Source organism: Pseudonocardia sp. WMMC193 (assembly GCF_021728735.1).
GTDB classification, from domain to species: domain Bacteria; phylum Actinomycetota; class Actinomycetes; order Mycobacteriales; family Pseudonocardiaceae; genus Pseudonocardia; species Pseudonocardia oroxyli.
On the sequence record NZ_JAKKDO010000002.1, the window covers coordinates 16294 to 30404 of the forward strand.

A 14111-nucleotide genomic window follows, 5' to 3' on the forward strand; every position below is an offset into this window, starting at 1 on the left:
TCAGTGAACTCCACGTCGGCGAAACTCGGTGCGCTCGTGGTCGCGGCCCTAGCCGTGATCACTGCGACGGTGCTGCTGATCGGGATGTCGCTGCTGGCCTCGTTCGGCGGGGGCGTGCTCGGGGGCGGTTGCGGCGGGGATGGCGGCCCCGGCGGCGGGACCGCGCAGGTGGGCCCGCGGGTGTGGTCGGCCGAGCAGATGACCAACGCCCAGACCATCGTGGGGATCGCCGTCGAGCGGCAGCTGCCCAAGCGCGCCGCGGTCATCGCCCTGTCGACGGTGATCGTCGAGTCCCGGCTGGAGAACGTCGGCTACGGCGACCGGGACTCCCTCGGACTGTTCCAGCAACGCCCTTCGCAGGGCTGGGGCAGCACCGAGCAGATCCTCAACCCCGCCTACGCCACCGCGACGTTCTACGACCGCCTGCTCGCCGTCCCCGGCTGGCCGACCCTGCCTCCCGGCCAAGCAGCCCAAGCCGTACAGATCTCCGGGTTCCCCGAGCGCTACGCACCCGAGGAGGCCGCAGCCGCCGCGCTGGTCGACCAGTTCTGGCAGGGCCCGGACAACCCGGTACCCGCCGCACCCGACGCCCCACCGGCCGGGCCGGGTGGAGGACAGATCGACCTCGCGGCCCTGGCGACCACTCTGTGCCCGGACCAGGGCGCCGGCGGGCTCCCGCCCGGCGGTCCCGCACTGGTCGATCCCGGGAAGCTCCCACCCGGGTTCGTACTCCCCGCCGACCCGCAGCAGCGCGCCGCGGTGTCCTACGCCCTCGCCCAGCTCGGCAAGCCATACGTGTGGGGAGCCAAGGGTCCCAACGCTTTCGACTGCTCCGGGCTGATGACCGCAGCGTGGGCGGCCGCCGGGGTCCCGATCCCCGCGGGCACGGTCAACCAGAAGTTCGCCGGCTCTCCCGCCGATTTGGCCCAGCTCTCCCCTGGTGACTTGATCTTCATCCCGGGGTCGCTGGGCTCCCCCAGCAACCCACGACACGTCGGCATGTATGCCGGGCAAGGGATCATCGTGAACGCCTACGACGACTCCAGCGGAGTCATCCTCCAGCCGGTCGCGAAATGGGCCGACCAGATCGTCGCGGTCCGCCACATCGCAGGCTCCACCGGCGAACCCACCGCCACCGACGTCCTCGCCCAGGAGGCCCCGGCATGAGGCGCTCCTCCCCCACCGCCGACCGAGACCTCGCCATGGCCGCGGTGGGCTTCGCCGGTCTCGTCCTCCTCGTCGGGGCCTCGGGGCTGCTCGCGGCCGCAGTGGTCCTCGCCGCTGGGTTCCTCGGCGCACCGCTGGCCTGGCCCGACGTCGGCGCCTGGTGGCCTTTGGTGTTTGCCGTGCTGGGTCATCCCGCTGATCCCGGGTCCGCCGTCGGCCCGCCGTGGGCCGACACTCTCGCCGGCCAACCGTCGACCTACTGGACGTTCGCGGCGTTCCTCGGTCTGCTAGGGCTGGCTGTGGCGATCGCTGCCGGGATTCTCGGGTGGCGGCGCTGGGGCCCGACCGGCCCGGGGCACGCCAGTCGACGAGAGATCCGACGCGACCTCTCCCTCGCCGCGGCCCGGCGCACCGCACGGTGGACCCGCCCGAGTCTGTCCACGCTGGAGTGCAAACGGGCACCATTGGAGGAGGTCGCGGCCCCACTACACCGCGGCGTCATCGGCGCGATGTGCAGCCCCTTGACCAGCCCCACCGGCACGCTCGCTCCGACCCAGACCGGCAAGAGCCGGCGCGACCTCGTCCACAAGGCGATCGGCGCTCCGGGCGCCCTGCTGTGCTCCACGACCAAGCCCGATCTCCTCGAGTTCGCCGGTCTCGCCCGCACCCGCCGCTTCCTCGCCGGCCCCGTCCTGGTCTTCGACGCCACCGGCACCACCACCTGGCCCGCGCAACTGCGCTGGTCGCCGATCCAAGGCTGCCAGGACTACGCGACCGCCGAACGACGGGCCCACACCATGGTCGAGGCCTCCGCGGTCGCCGTCGAGACCGGAGGGGGCGGTGGCGCCGGCAACGACAGGGTCTTCAGGGAGCGCGCCAAGGTCGTGCTCACCGCCTACCTCCATGCCGCCGCACTCCACAGCCGTGGCGTCAGCTCCCTCATCCGCTGGTCGACCGCCAAGCCCCTCGACCGCGAGCCCGTCGCACTCCTCGAGCACTACAGCCCCGACGTCGCCGCCAACCTCTCCGCCGAGATGGGCATGGTCGATCGCACCTCCGACGCCGTGTGGATGTCGGTGCGCCGGGTCATCGAGCCGCTCATGAGCCCGGCCCTGCGCGACCTGTGCTCTCCCGGACCCGGAGAGGGGTTCGACGCCCGCAGCTTCATCGGCAACCAGGGCAGCCTGTTCCTCATCGCCGGCCGTCAGCACGCCGCAGCAGCAGTCCCGCTACTCACCGCCCTCGCCGAGGAGTGGCTCACCACGGCCACCGAGATGGCCAAGTCCTATCCCACCCGACGCCTCGAACCGCCGGCCACGGCGGTGCTCGACGAGCTCACCAACGCCACACCGGTACCGAACCTGCCCGACATCGTCTCCGACTCCGCAGGTCAGGGAGTCGTGATCCACTGGGCCGCCCAGTCCCGCGCCCAGCTAGACGACGCGTTCGGCACACCCCGCGCCCGCCAACTCCTCGACAACACCACCACCCTCAGCCTCTGGGGTGGACTCAAGGACACCGACGCCCTCGAGTGGGCCTCCACGCTCAGCGGCCACCACGAACGGATCCGCCACCAGACCCATTCCGACGGGATCCTGTCCGCCGGCCGCGGCTCGATCGGCACCGAGACCGAACCCACCTATCGCCCGGGCGCCATCCGCACCCTCCAACCGAACAAGACCCTCATCATCCACAGAGCCTTGCGGCCGATCCTCGCCAAGACCATCGACGTCAGCCAACGGCGGGACTGGCCACAGCTGCGCGCAGACCAGGCCTCGGTTCGCGACGCCACGCCTGCCGTCTCCCAGCTGGGCTACGGGCTCGACGCTCCACACCGCCCAGATCAGCCTTCGGCTCGACTCCCGAGGTGACCGACCCGACCCTGACACGTGTGACGATCTACCGGCGAGGACCAGGACAGCAGGAGGAGAGGCCAGGTGACCCCTGACGAGGCCCGCGAGCTCCTCGGTGTCAGTGCAGCCGCGAGTCATGCTGAAGTGCGCGCGGCCTACCGTAGGCTCGCGAAGGAGTTGCGCCCAGACCTCGGGCGCAACGCCGCACTGTTCCGACTCGTAGTCGAAGCCCACTCGATCCTAACGACTGAACGAGACGCCACCTCGGACCGCGACGTGCGACCGTCGCCCACACGGCCGCCACGGCCGAGCACGTCCCAAGCTCCTCCCCCGCCGCCGCAAACCGGACCCTGTCGCGGAAGGCGAGATCCGAGCGGAGATTCGAGACGAGCCGCGGAGGCGCCCCTCATTCGTCCTTCCGCGTATCTCACGCGAACGTGGGAAGCACTGGTCAGATGCGCGCAGGCTCTACCCCTCCCCCGCACGCTTTACGGCGTCGCCGTGACGCTCGTCGGCTGGCTGATGACGTGCGCATTCGTCTCAGCCCTTGTGCGCGAGAGCGTCCCCAGTGCCGCAGTCGCTCCAGTCCGCGGAGTCGCCCTCGCCATCGTCATCGGCCTCCCCCTGACGCTGCTGGCCGTTCGCGTGCTCGCGGCAGCACGGACGAGACGGCAGCGCCGGGAGAGGCGCCCCGGAGTGTCGGAGTAACCGCGGTTACCCCGACATCCGGAGCTCTGCGCCTGATGCCCCTGAAGGCCTCGCCCTCCCTCAGGGGGTAACCGCGGTTACCCCCTGAGAACCGACCGCGGACGGACGGAGATGTGGGCGGGAACCGGTTCGGCGCGCGGTCGCCGTGAAGCGTGGCGGCAAGCCCCGTGACCACGGGGGAGGGGTAACCGCGGTTACCCCGACGAAGACCCGCGCGCCGCGAACGTCCGGGGGTGGAGCACCCATAGACTGCCCACGACCCCGAAGTACCGGCGCTCGCCGGGAAGTACACGGAGGTAGTGGCTGATGCCTACCCGAATCCATGTCGTCGCCAACCAGAAGGGCGGAGCGGGCAAGACGACGCTGGCGATGAACCTCGCCGCGGTCGCCTACGACGTCCTCGCTCGTCCGGAGCCGATACTGAGGCAGGCCGCTGAAGCGGTCGGAGATCCGGACAGTCCGGTCCTTGTCGCCTCGACCGACCCGCAGGCCTCGTCCCCGTGGTGGTCTGACCGTGTCCAGCGAAACGGAGGGCTTCCGTTCGACTTCACCGAGGTCGACCAGCCGGAGCAGCTGCAAGCGCTGCGCGGGCTGAGCTACGAGCACGTGTTCGTCGATACACCGGGCAGCTTGGAGAACGAGCACATCCTGGCGGCCGCGCTGGCGGTGTGTGACGACGTCATCGTGCCGATGCCGCCGGAGCCGCTGGCTTTCATCCCTACGGACACCACGATCAAGCAGGTGATCGAGCCGCGCGGGCTGCCATACCGGGTGGTGGTGAACAATTGGGACCCACGCGACGGGCGGATCGACCTCGATCAAACGGTCGAGTTCATCCAGGCCCGAGGCTGGCCTATGTGTTCCACGGTGGTGCGTCGCTACAAGGTGCACACTCGTGCGGCGGCTGAAGGGCGTGTGGTCACGCAGTACCCGAAGAACCGGGTCTCGATGGAGGCGCGGGAGGACTTCTTCCGGCTGGCCCTCGAGTTGGGTTACGGGGGAAGCATGCCCGTCCCGTCGGCTTACGCCTCGCTCGACTCGACCGAGGCGATCTGATGGCGGGGAAGAGGGTCAGTCTCGCCGACCTCGCCACCGCGGACACGCAACAGTTCTCGCGCGTTCCCGCTGGGCTGGCGGTGACGCCTCCGCCGTCCGAGCGTGTGGCCTCGCTCGGTGATGTCGCACCCAACCCGGTGAACGCTCGGGTCTCGCATCTGCGCGATCCCGCCTCGGTTGGAAGTCTCGCCGACTCCATCGCCCGTAACGGGCAGCTCGAGCCGTGCACCGTCGTCACCAGCAAGGCCTTCACCGCGATCTTCCCCGAGCACTCGGAAGCCATCGGGACCTGCCGTTTCGTGCAGGTCTCGGGCGCGCGCCGCCGCGCCGCCCTGAAGCTGCTGGGACGCGACTCGATCAACGTCCATGTATTGGATGCGGTCGCGTCAAGCCGCGCGAGCTTCGTCTCGGCTGGGGCGGCGGAGAACATCGACCGCGAGAATTACGACGCGATCGAGGAAGCTCACGCCGTGGCCATGCTGGTCAAGGAGGCCGGGTCGCGCCAAGCAGCGGCGGAACAGCTGGACCGGACCACGACGTGGATCACCCAACGGACCAATCTGTTGAAGCTCTGCGACGAGCTGCAGACTGCGGTTCGTGACGCCCGCATCCCGCTGCGGATGGTCCGTCAGCTTCACAACGTGGATACTCCCGCGCAGCTCGCAGCGCTGTCCCGATGGCAGGCGACCGCCGCACGTCGTGACCAGGCCGATCAGGCCCTGCTGGACGGAGATGGGGAGAAGAGGGCGTCTACGGTGCCTCGACGGTCGCGAACCGCCGCCGCGGTGGCCAAGCTCGGAGGCACACCGGAGAAGATCGCTGCCGCGCTGCGCTCTGAGCTCTCCGCGGACGACCGCCGTGAGTTGGCGACGGCGCTTCTGCGCGACGACGAGGCCGGGAGTCCCACGTAGCGGAGTTGGTCCCGGCCCACCATCTGCGCGCCGGGACCAACCGCGGTGAATCAGGCGTGAGACGGCTTATCCTGTCGACGAGTCCGGAGAGCGGCCAGGTGCCTCTCGACAGCAGCACGAGCCGCCTGGCGGATCTGGTCGCTCCCTGAGACCGACGTTGAGGGAGTGGGGGAGGGGCTTTGGTGATCGATGCGAGCGGCGAGATAGTCGCCGCGGCGGCCAGCGACGGCTGCGGGCAAGTCTCGAACCCGCCCCTGCCATGGGCGCAGCCGGTACCCGATGACACGGAGCGGATCACTCGCGCCACGGAGTGCGTCCCCTCGTGAGATGTCGGGACGGTCTGGGTGGTGGTCGATCGCGTACAACAGCCCGATCACCGAGAATCCCTCGTCCCACCACTGCTTGAGCAGCGCCCGGGCACGCCACGAAGGGACCTGGGATCCCCCCCGGCGGTCTAGGCCTGTCCTTTGTAGTAGCAGCAGCGAAGCTGCTGTCCGTTGTTTTGGTGACTCGGGGATACGGAACGCAGGCCAGGGGGGTGCGGTTGGTCTTTCTAGCCGTCTGCCGCCGCGCAAGGGGTTACTACTCACGTAAGACATGGGGAGGTCGCCAGTTTCATCCACAGGCGACAGGACAGGGTCCGAGGCGTTGCCTAAGGGCTGGGGGAGAGGGCGATCGCTCACGAAGGCGTAGCTGGGTGCACGGTTGGTCTGGCTGCCCAGGAACTCCTTGGAAGCTCCAGGCTCGACCACGACCAAGAGGCCCACGTCCCGGGCCCAGGCGAGCACCCTGCTGACGGTTCGCGATGCTCGTGCTCCGGCAGCTCCCAGGTGTTCCGCGGTCAGGCCGGTGACCAGGCCGCTGTCCCAGTCCATGTGGAGGACCAGCCTGCGCAGGATCTGACTCCAGCTGCGTCGTTTGTCGCTGCGCCAGTCCTCGGCGTCGACGAGCTCGGCGACCCGGGCGAGTGCGGAGGGCTGGGACGTGACGACGTGCCAGCCGGACTCGATGAAGTTGCGCCACCCGGGGTGCGGTGTGAAGCCACCCTTGTCGACCCTGGCACGCGCGCGGACACGGCCGCGGGCTCGGGCGCGCGACGCTGCGCGAGCTGACGCTTGAGGGCGGGTGCCCGGCCGGGTCGTAGACGGCTGAGAGGATGGGTGTGCCCGGGCCGCACGTCCACGTGGAACGCGTGACCCGAACGGCCGATCCGGCTGGACTCGCCCGAACGTGCACGGGTCGACCTCAGCGGTCGGAGAGGTGCGATGCAGAAGGCAGCGGTCATCATCACCAGCGGAAACGAGGGTGAAAGCGCCCTGCTCATGGCAGGGCAAGCACCATCCCGTGGCTTCGTGGGATTGAACAGCATCGTGTCGGGCTCGCGCACGATGCTGCCCAAGAGGTATCTTGGACACGCGAAAGCGCCCCTTTGCTGGCAAGCGGGGGTTTGGCCCGGCCTCGGCCGGGTGTCGCGTCGAACGGGAGTCGCGTCCCGGTCGGCGGTTAGCTAGACGAGGCGACCTCTTGGCAGGAGGTCGCCTCGTTCTGCGTTAGGAGGCCTTCGTCAGCGGCAGCTCCTCCTGAACAGGAGGAGGCAACGGGGTCGGCAGCGCCTCAGGGTGGCTGAAAGCGATCTGCACGAGGTAGGCGAGTGTGTCCGAATAGGTCCACTCGAGCGAGTCCGCCAGGTCCCGCACCCGCTTCCCATCCGTGAGCGAAAGTCGGGTCACCATGAGGTCGCGGGGGCCCTTGGAGGGCCTGCCGCCTCGTGCTTCCCGTTTAGCCATGCGCGCGATCATCGCCCAGTTTCTGATACAGGTCACGCGACACGCCGGTCCGCGCAAGCAGTTTCTGATACGAACCAACCCGAGTGGGTGATCCCGAACCGCTCCCGCGACGGGCGTAGGCGTTGCACACCAGGGGGAGTCGCGCGTCCGCTACTCGAAGATGCGGCCCTCGTGCTCACGGGCAAGGAGTTCGACGAGCTCCGTCGCCTGAGACTCTTTAACCGTTGCAGCCCAATAGATCTCATGGCGATGACGGTAGGCGCGTACACGATCAACCTCGCCTTCGCGGACCTCGGCGGCCTCGAGCTCGATGACCACGATGGACTCGTCATCGACGCCGTCGAGTCTCTCGAAGAGATCGAAGCTGACGCCGAAGCGGCTGGGCATGTCGGTGTCGAGGGGGATCACGCCCAGCTCGACAGTGGGCAGCCGGGATAGGTCCGCCAGCCGCCGTAGCTGCTCGGCCATGATCGCGGAGCTGCCCAATCGTTGTCGCAGAACGGCTTCCGTGACGATGACCCGGAGGTGCGTGTCCCGCTGATACAGCAGTCTCTGCCGCTCTATGCGAGTTCGCACTGCGTCCCCCAGCGCGTCTCTGTCGAGGCCGACGACCGTTTCCAGGAGGTAGCTGGTGTAGGCCGCGGTCTGTAGCAGACCGGGGATCAGCGCGTTCTGGAAGGTGAGCACCTGGCGGGCGCTGCGTTCGAGATCGGCGTAGTCGCGTTGATGGGCCTTCCAGCCGCGGGAGTGCAGGTCGCGCCAGGTCGACAGTTCGGAGTTCTGGCCGGCGAGCCGGCGGAGCTCGGCGGCGACGTCGCTCGGGGCCTCGGTGGCGGTGAGCCAACGCTCGATGAGCTCACTGTCGGCGCTGCGCTTACCGGCCTCCAGGCGGCTTACGGAGGTCTGCGAGATGTCGAGCGCGGCGGCCAGCTCGGCGCCGGTCAGCCCGGCTGCCTTTCGGACACCGCGTAGTCCGGCGCCGAGCTTCTCGCGGACGAGCAGGCCGCTCAATCAGGTCTCCAGTCGAGGTCGGTCAGCTTTGAATCGCAGGGATCTGCAGCCCGGGGGGTGGGCCGATGGGGGAGTCGACCCGCTGACGGGGGATGTCGTCGAGGTCGTACTGGGAGAGTGGGGTCGCCCGGTCTTGGAGCAGCCGGCGGATCTCGACGAACGGCGCGACGTCCTCGACTTGTTCCGCACCGAGGAAGGCGCCCTCGGCGTCGAAGAGCTGGACGAAGACCGTCTCGTCGTCGAACAGCCAGAAGTCCGGTACCCGATCCCACTCCGGCGCGAGCAGCGCTCGCTCGATCACCGCCACGTCTTCGCCCGCACGGACGTTGTCGGGGTAGGCGGCGAACTCGAAGCGGGTGTAGTCGGTGAGGGGATGACCGACGACGCGAACGCGCCCGATCCGGGCCTGCCGAGCCCGGATGTCCTCCACGGTCGCGATCCACCCGTTGTTCTCGCGGGTCTTGCGCGGCAGGACCCCACCGCGCAGGAACGTGGCGAGGCGTTCCTCTTCGCCGGTCACTGCGTAGGTGTCGCGACCTTCGTAGCGCCACGCCGTGTGTCGGAACGTCCCGTACATCTGGGCCAGAGTCGTCATGCGCGCGCCAGCTCGATCTCGATCAGGCCTTCGTTCCGCGGCAGGGAGATGCCCGGTAGCTCGGTTTCACGCCCGTCGACCAGGACCCACCCGGGGCCGTCGGGTGTGGCCGGGCCAGCCCAGGTGTCGTCGCCTTCGGCGCGGGCGTGTCGCTGCAGCACGTCGACGGACACGCGGAGGCGTCCAGCGATAGCCGTGCGATAGCCCTGCACCACCACGGTGCCCTCCTTCCGGATGTAGGTCGTCGGGCAGTTCCCGCCCTCGCAGTCGACCGTCTCCGCAACCACTCGGAACTCCATGCTGCCTCCCGAACTTGCCGAATATTCCCAGATCCCGGCATCCACGCTACCGCCGGGGGTCGGCGTGTCGGAAGGCTCTACAAGGCTCCGACGTTCCGATCTACTGCCAACGTCGGTCCTGGGAGCTGCGGGTAACGCTACCACGGCTTGCAAATTCCGGAATATTCCGCCAGTCTGACGGAGCTCGATCTTGAATTCGGGTGCTCCGGCAGGTGTCTCACCACCTGCCGGAGCGGTGGATCGCGACACCCAACCGTCATGACCAGGAGGAACGATCCGTGTCCATGTTCTCGCGCCCTCGGCGGGCGCCGTTCACCGAGTGCGGCTGGACGCCGGCGGTGGCCAGTGGATGTCTACTGGCCGTCGGCGCCACGTTGTGCCAGCTCTTCCCCACAGTGGCTGCAGTCGTGGCAATCGGCGCGATAGCTCTCATCGCCGCCGGGCTGGCAGCCCGGTTGATTGCACGCGAGCTGCGGGTCCGTGGACGGCTCGCCGCGGCCAACAGTCAACTCGCGGCTGAAGACGCCACCGCGCCCCAACGCGAGCCGAGCTCGGCGAGCGTGGCGGAGGCTGCGTGATGGCCGGTCGTACGCCGCGCATCCTGACCACGGCCGTCGCCGACGCCGAGGCTCGTGTCTCGCACGAGATCGCGGAGGAGGATCTGCTCGCAGGCACGTCACTGGGCCGGTACCGCGCACTGTGCGGGGAGACGATCTTTCCCGCCGCGCTCGGGGAGTCCGCCCGAGCGATCTGCGCAGGCTGCGCCGCCGCTCGCCTGCAGCCCGAGCTCCCGCAGATACAGGACTGCTCGCGTGCTGCTCGCCGTGGAATCGCCGGCGTCCTGCGCGAATGCGTCGGGGTCGCCCGCTGTGCCCTGCAGACCTCCGTGACCACGGCATGAACGCCGGCCGCATTCCACCGAGGAGAGCAGCCATGTCTCAGATGCCCACCGGTCCGCTTCAGGCTTGGCTCGGCGACCGGACATCTCCGGCCCGGTCCTTCGACGACTCTGCGGCCGATCGTCCGACACTCGCCCCGGTCGACACCACCCTCGAGCTCAATGACGGCGCGGCGGCGCCGACGACCGCTCCGCCCGCGGCGCCGCTGCCGCCGCTCCAGGATGCGGAGCGGGAGAAGCTCGACAAGCTGGAGCGCCGCCTGACGCTGCTGCGTGGGAAGGCAGCGCTCCAGCGGGACCCTGCCTGGCTCCATGTGCTCTCGCCGGTGGAAGCTGGACAGGAGCGCTGGGCGGCGCTCCGGATCCGTGGGATGCAGCGCCGCCAGCAGGTCGCGGCAGCCACTGCGGCGGTGCGGTTCTCCGCTCGCGAGCGCCGTGGTGATCAGGAGATCGCGCGGCTCGACCTGGCCGACCGGTTGTGGCAGCGCCGGGCGCTCGCCCGCCGCGCTCGGCTCCTCGACCCGGTATCGAAGCTGGCCTCCCAACAGCGCACAGCCCGCCAGATCGGTGCCGCGCTGTTCCTCGCCACGATCGCCAGCCTGGTCTGGACCTCCGTCGGTGTGCACGACGCCCTGGTCGGGCCCGACGGTTCGCCGCTGGCCTACCTGGTCGAGGGCTTGTTCGCCGTGCCGCTGCTGGTGCTGATGGGGCTCCGTGCCCGTGCTGCGCTGTGGGGCCGCTCCTTCCCGGCGGCAACCGCGCGCCGCAGGATCGCGTGGCTCGAGGGGGTGCTGCTGTTCTCCTCCATCGCGATCAACACCACTCCGGTCCTACCTGTCGTGGGGGAGTGGCGGTCGGTGACCACCCTGCTGGCGCATGCGGGTCCGCCTGTGCTCGTACTGGTGCTGGTGTGGCTACAGGCCACGACCAGCGCCTACTTCGCGCAGCTGCTCGCCGACGCCCACGTCGACGTCCTCGACAACGGAGGTACCCGGCTGTCCTCGGACGCCTTCAACGTGATGACGCTGGTCAAGAAGATCCAGGCCGCGCGCTCCGCCGGGGAGCTGCCGGACTGGGAGAGCACCGGGCTGCCCAGCGTCTCGGCCATCGCCCGTTACTTCACCTGCGAGAAGCGCCGTGCGCAGGAGGCGCATGACGCGCTGGAGCTGCTGAACCTGCACACCCGGTCTGAGCACGCCGTCTCCAGCGGTGAGGCTGCTCCGATGCTCGGGAAGGCCGGCTGATGGATCGTGTGAAGACTCCACCCGCCACAGCCGTGCCCTCCGGATCCCGGCGGTGGACCCGCCGGGACGGCGTGGCCGCCGCACTACTGGCGACTGCGGCGTGGGCGTTCATCCAGCCCTGGACCGTCATGGTGGTCCTTTTGCTGCTGGTGATCGCCCTGACCGGTATCTGGGGTCTGCGCCGCCACCCGACTCTGCGGCTTCGACGCCGGATCGGTGTCGACGGTTTCCTCGACCTGCACCAGTACCGGACCGCCGCCGGACGCCGCGGAGCCCGCGGGGGCACCAGCGTGGGGCGGCTGGTGTCCGGGACGGCCCTGCTGTTCGGGCGCCGGGTCTATACCCCGCATCGCCGGGGAGTGTTGGTCGTCGGCCCGCAGGGAGCGGGGAAGAGCTCGCTTCTCGTCGACCCGATCCGCCACTTCCCTGGACCCGCGTACGTCACCAGCACGAAGACCGAGCTCGCCGATCTCACCGCCGCCACCCGCGCGCTCGCCGGCCCGGTGCACGTGTTCAATCCGACCGGGCTCGGCGGGGTGGCCTCGACCCTGCGTTGGGACCCGGTCGCCGGGTGCCGGGATCCGGCCGTCGCCGACGCCCGGGCGCGGGCGCTCGTGCGTGGGGGCGGGGGCGCCACCGGCACCCAGAACGCCGACTTCTGGGCGGCCAAGGCCTCGGAGATCCTGCGCTGCTACCTGCTCACCGCGGCTCTGACCGGGCAGACGATGAGCGCCGTCATGTCCTGGGCCCTGCATCCCGACGACACCACCCCCGCGAGCACGCTGGCGCAGTGGGGGCCGCACGTGCCCGCGGGTTGGCTGGGCACGCTGCAGCAGAACCTCTCCGCCGCCCCCAACACCCGCTCCGGCTACTTCGCCGCCCTCGGCCCGGCCGTGGCGTTCATGGACAACCCGACCGTCGCCGCCTGCTGTCGCCCCGGCCCTGACGAGAGCTTCGACATCGCCGGGTTCCTCCGCGACAACGGCACCGTCTACGTCGTCGCCGGCGACTCCGACCAGCGGCTCGCGCCGCTCTTGACCGCCTTCACCGAGGCCGTGTTCGCCACGGCCAAGCAGGTCGCCGCCGCTCGCCCCGGCGGGCACCTCGACCCCCCGCTGGGGCTGTTCCTCGACGAGATCGCCAACATCACCCCCGTGCCGCTCGACAACTGGGCCGCGGACTCGCGCGGCTGGGGGATCGAGGTCTGGGCCGTGGTCCAGGACCTCGCCCAGCTGGAGACCCGGTGGGGAGCCAGCCGCGCGAAGACCATCTTCGCGAACCTGCCCACCAAGATCGTCCTGCCCGGCGTGGTATCGCGGACAGACCTCGAGCATCTCGCGTTCCTCGCCGGCACCCGCACCATCACCCAGACCAGCCGGGGTCGCAGCGACTCCGGCGACGGCCGCACCAGCCGCTCGTCGAACACCAGCACCGCGCTGGAACCGGTGATCAACGGCCCGACCATCCACGCGCTGCCCCGTTGGCACGCCTACGTCCTCGGCCTCGGTCCTAAGCCGGCGATCATCCGCTTCCGCCCCGGCTGGCGCGGCGGCCGCCAGACCCCGCTCGACCAGGTTCTCGCCCACGCCGGCCTGGGCTCCATACAGACGACGCCGGGCCCGGCACTCACCTCGGTGCCGGAAGCGGTGGAGGATGCTGCCTGATGAACGACTCCACCCCGCCCGGGCACGACTCGCAGCGCGACGGCTCCGAACCGGAGCCCGACACCGCAGCCGGTGGCCGTTCCGCCCCCGACGGTGGCCCGCTCAACCCGACCCCGAGTGCGGCCGCGGCCGCGGCGCTGCTCGAGGTCCGGCGGATGCGGGACCGGCTGACCGACCTCAGCGGAACACTCGACCGTCTGCGAGACCTGCCTGGGCGCGTGGCGGAGTACACCGAGCATCACCAGCAGCTCGCCGCGGCCGTCTCCGAGGACCTCGCCCCCGGCCTCGCCGCCCTGCGCCAGTTCACCGAGGCCGAGTTCGACCGCCAGCAGGCGCAGCTCGAAGAGGTCCTCGCCGAGCTGCGCCGCGAACGCAATTCGCCCGTCGACTGGCCCGCACTCACCGCCGAGCAGGCAGAGCAGCAGTGGCCGGTCCTGGGCCGCTGGATCGCCGAGGTCCTCGTGCCCTGGTACGAGATCACCCGCGACGAGCTCCCCGACTGCTGGCCGCTGCACCGCCCCGCCCTCGTCGAGCTGTCCTGGCTACGCAGCGCCCACGTCCAGGCGTACCTGCGTTCCTCCCCGCCCAGCGTGGCAGGGGAGTGGCACCAACGCTGGCGTCCCGGGGTCGTCGAGCGCCTGCGCACCGTCATCGACCGCAACCTCTGCGGCCCCGGGTTCCACCTCGTCGCCGAGGCCGACCGACAGGTCCCGCGCCTCCCGCCGAGTCCCGGCGGCCGGGTGCCGATGTCGCCCGGCCGTCAGCTAGCGATGGCCCAGCACTGGCAGGCCAACTACGACCACGCGTTCCAGCAGGACCTCGCATGGCGTCATCAGCGCGAAGACGGCTGACACAGAGCCGGATGCCTGCCTGGGAGTTCGGGGCGTAGCTCTCCCCACCCCACGGAGTGCACCCGTG

The 14111-nt window shown here is 70.0% G+C and carries 14 protein-coding genes; 10 read left to right on the forward strand and 4 right to left on the reverse strand.

The genetic code is table 11. The annotated features are described in order from the left end of the window. The first annotated feature begins 3 nt into the window (after nucleotides 1-3). The 5 genes from L3X23_RS00685 (at nucleotide 4) to L3X23_RS00700 (ending at nucleotide 5695) form a co-directional block, all read left to right on the forward strand. A complete protein-coding gene (locus L3X23_RS00685) occupies nucleotides 4-1167 on the forward strand; it encodes a C40 family peptidase (protein WP_237190062.1) in 1164 nt (387 codons plus the stop codon). Further along, the gene (locus L3X23_RS00690) at nucleotides 1164-3038 is read left to right on the forward strand and encodes a type IV secretory system conjugative DNA transfer family protein (RefSeq protein WP_237190063.1); all 1875 of its coding nucleotides are present in this window, start codon (nucleotides 1164-1166) and stop codon (nucleotides 3036-3038) included. The genes L3X23_RS00685 and L3X23_RS00690 overlap by 4 nt, the downstream gene beginning before the upstream one ends. A gap of 66 nt (nucleotides 3039-3104) precedes the next feature. Continuing rightward, nucleotides 3105-3728 (forward strand): DnaJ domain-containing protein, encoded by a 624-nt coding sequence (locus tag L3X23_RS36530; protein WP_374204804.1) that lies wholly within the window; start codon nucleotides 3105-3107, stop codon nucleotides 3726-3728. Between the two features lie 306 nt (nucleotides 3729-4034). Next, on the forward strand, nucleotides 4035-4784 hold the full coding sequence (locus L3X23_RS00695) for a ParA family protein (protein ID WP_237190064.1): 750 nt from the start codon (nucleotides 4035-4037) through the stop codon (nucleotides 4782-4784). Next, nucleotides 4784-5695 (forward strand): ParB N-terminal domain-containing protein, encoded by a 912-nt coding sequence (locus L3X23_RS00700; RefSeq protein ID WP_237190065.1) that lies wholly within the window; start codon nucleotides 4784-4786, stop codon nucleotides 5693-5695. The genes L3X23_RS00695 and L3X23_RS00700 overlap by 1 nt, the downstream gene beginning before the upstream one ends. 1550 nt (nucleotides 5696-7245) lie before the next feature. Here L3X23_RS00700 and L3X23_RS00705 read toward each other — a convergent pair. From L3X23_RS00705 to L3X23_RS00720, 4 genes are all read right to left on the reverse strand, one after another. Continuing rightward, nucleotides 7246-7482, reverse strand: a complete 237-nt coding sequence (locus L3X23_RS00705) for a hypothetical protein (RefSeq protein ID WP_237190066.1) — start codon at nucleotides 7480-7482, stop codon at nucleotides 7246-7248. Nucleotides 7483-7632: 150 nt separating this feature from the next. Continuing rightward, the gene (locus tag L3X23_RS00710) at nucleotides 7633-8493 is read right to left on the reverse strand and encodes a helix-turn-helix transcriptional regulator (RefSeq protein ID WP_237190067.1); all 861 of its coding nucleotides are present in this window, start codon (nucleotides 8491-8493) and stop codon (nucleotides 7633-7635) included. Nucleotides 8494-8515: 22 nt separating this feature from the next. Then, nucleotides 8516-9088, reverse strand: coding sequence for a DUF6879 family protein (locus L3X23_RS00715; protein WP_237190068.1), 573 nt, complete (start codon nucleotides 9086-9088; stop codon nucleotides 8516-8518). After that, nucleotides 9085-9387, reverse strand: coding sequence for a hypothetical protein (locus L3X23_RS00720; RefSeq protein WP_237190069.1), 303 nt, complete (start codon nucleotides 9385-9387; stop codon nucleotides 9085-9087). Before L3X23_RS00720 ends, L3X23_RS00715 begins: the two co-directional genes overlap by 4 nt. Nucleotides 9388-9665: 278 nt before the next feature. Here L3X23_RS00720 and L3X23_RS00725 point away from each other — a divergent pair, with 278 nt between their 5' ends. Genes L3X23_RS00725 through L3X23_RS00745 form a run of 5 tightly spaced genes read left to right on the forward strand, consistent with a single transcriptional unit; the run spans nucleotide 9666 to nucleotide 14044 of the window. Next, nucleotides 9666-9965: a hypothetical protein gene (locus L3X23_RS00725; protein WP_237190070.1), complete on the forward strand. Its 300-nt coding sequence runs from the start codon at nucleotides 9666-9668 to the stop codon at nucleotides 9963-9965. Then, nucleotides 9965-10288 carry a hypothetical protein gene (locus L3X23_RS00730; protein ID WP_237190071.1) on the forward strand — a complete coding sequence of 108 codons (324 nt, stop codon included), beginning with the start codon at nucleotides 9965-9967 and terminating at the stop codon, nucleotides 10286-10288. The genes L3X23_RS00725 and L3X23_RS00730 overlap by 1 nt, the downstream gene beginning before the upstream one ends. Further along, complete coding sequence (locus tag L3X23_RS00735; RefSeq protein WP_237190072.1) at nucleotides 10285-11529, forward strand: hypothetical protein; 1245 nt, start codon at nucleotides 10285-10287, stop codon at nucleotides 11527-11529. Before L3X23_RS00730 ends, L3X23_RS00735 begins: the two co-directional genes overlap by 4 nt. 32 nt (nucleotides 11530-11561) lie before the next feature. Then, nucleotides 11562-13193, forward strand: coding sequence for a type IV secretory system conjugative DNA transfer family protein (locus L3X23_RS00740; RefSeq protein WP_237190073.1), 1632 nt, complete (start codon nucleotides 11562-11564; stop codon nucleotides 13191-13193). Continuing rightward, on the forward strand, nucleotides 13193-14044 hold the full coding sequence (locus L3X23_RS00745; RefSeq protein WP_237190074.1) for a hypothetical protein: 852 nt from the start codon (nucleotides 13193-13195) through the stop codon (nucleotides 14042-14044). The genes L3X23_RS00740 and L3X23_RS00745 overlap by 1 nt, the downstream gene beginning before the upstream one ends. The last annotated feature ends 67 nt before the right edge of the window (nucleotides 14045-14111 follow it).

Excerpts from the sequence above, each read along its gene's own strand:
- L3X23_RS00700 (WP_237190065.1), top strand. The coding sequence starts at position 4,784 with ATGGCGGGGAAGAGGGTCAGTCTCGCCGACCTCGCCACCGCGGACACG.
- L3X23_RS00715 (WP_237190068.1), bottom strand. The coding sequence starts at position 9,088 with ATGACGACTCTGGCCCAGATGTACGGGACGTTCCGACACACGGCGTGG.
- L3X23_RS00690 (WP_237190063.1), top strand. The coding sequence starts at position 1,164 with ATGAGGCGCTCCTCCCCCACCGCCGACCGAGACCTCGCCATGGCCGCG.
- L3X23_RS00745 (WP_237190074.1), top strand. The coding sequence starts at position 13,193 with ATGAACGACTCCACCCCGCCCGGGCACGACTCGCAGCGCGACGGCTCC.
- L3X23_RS00705 (WP_237190066.1), bottom strand. The coding sequence starts at position 7,482 with ATGGCTAAACGGGAAGCACGAGGCGGCAGGCCCTCCAAGGGCCCCCGC.
- L3X23_RS00735 (WP_237190072.1), top strand. The coding sequence starts at position 10,285 with ATGAACGCCGGCCGCATTCCACCGAGGAGAGCAGCCATGTCTCAGATG.
- L3X23_RS00720 (WP_237190069.1), bottom strand. The coding sequence starts at position 9,387 with ATGGAGTTCCGAGTGGTTGCGGAGACGGTCGACTGCGAGGGCGGGAAC.
- L3X23_RS00730 (WP_237190071.1), top strand. The coding sequence starts at position 9,965 with ATGGCCGGTCGTACGCCGCGCATCCTGACCACGGCCGTCGCCGACGCC.
- L3X23_RS00695 (WP_237190064.1), top strand. The coding sequence starts at position 4,035 with ATGCCTACCCGAATCCATGTCGTCGCCAACCAGAAGGGCGGAGCGGGC.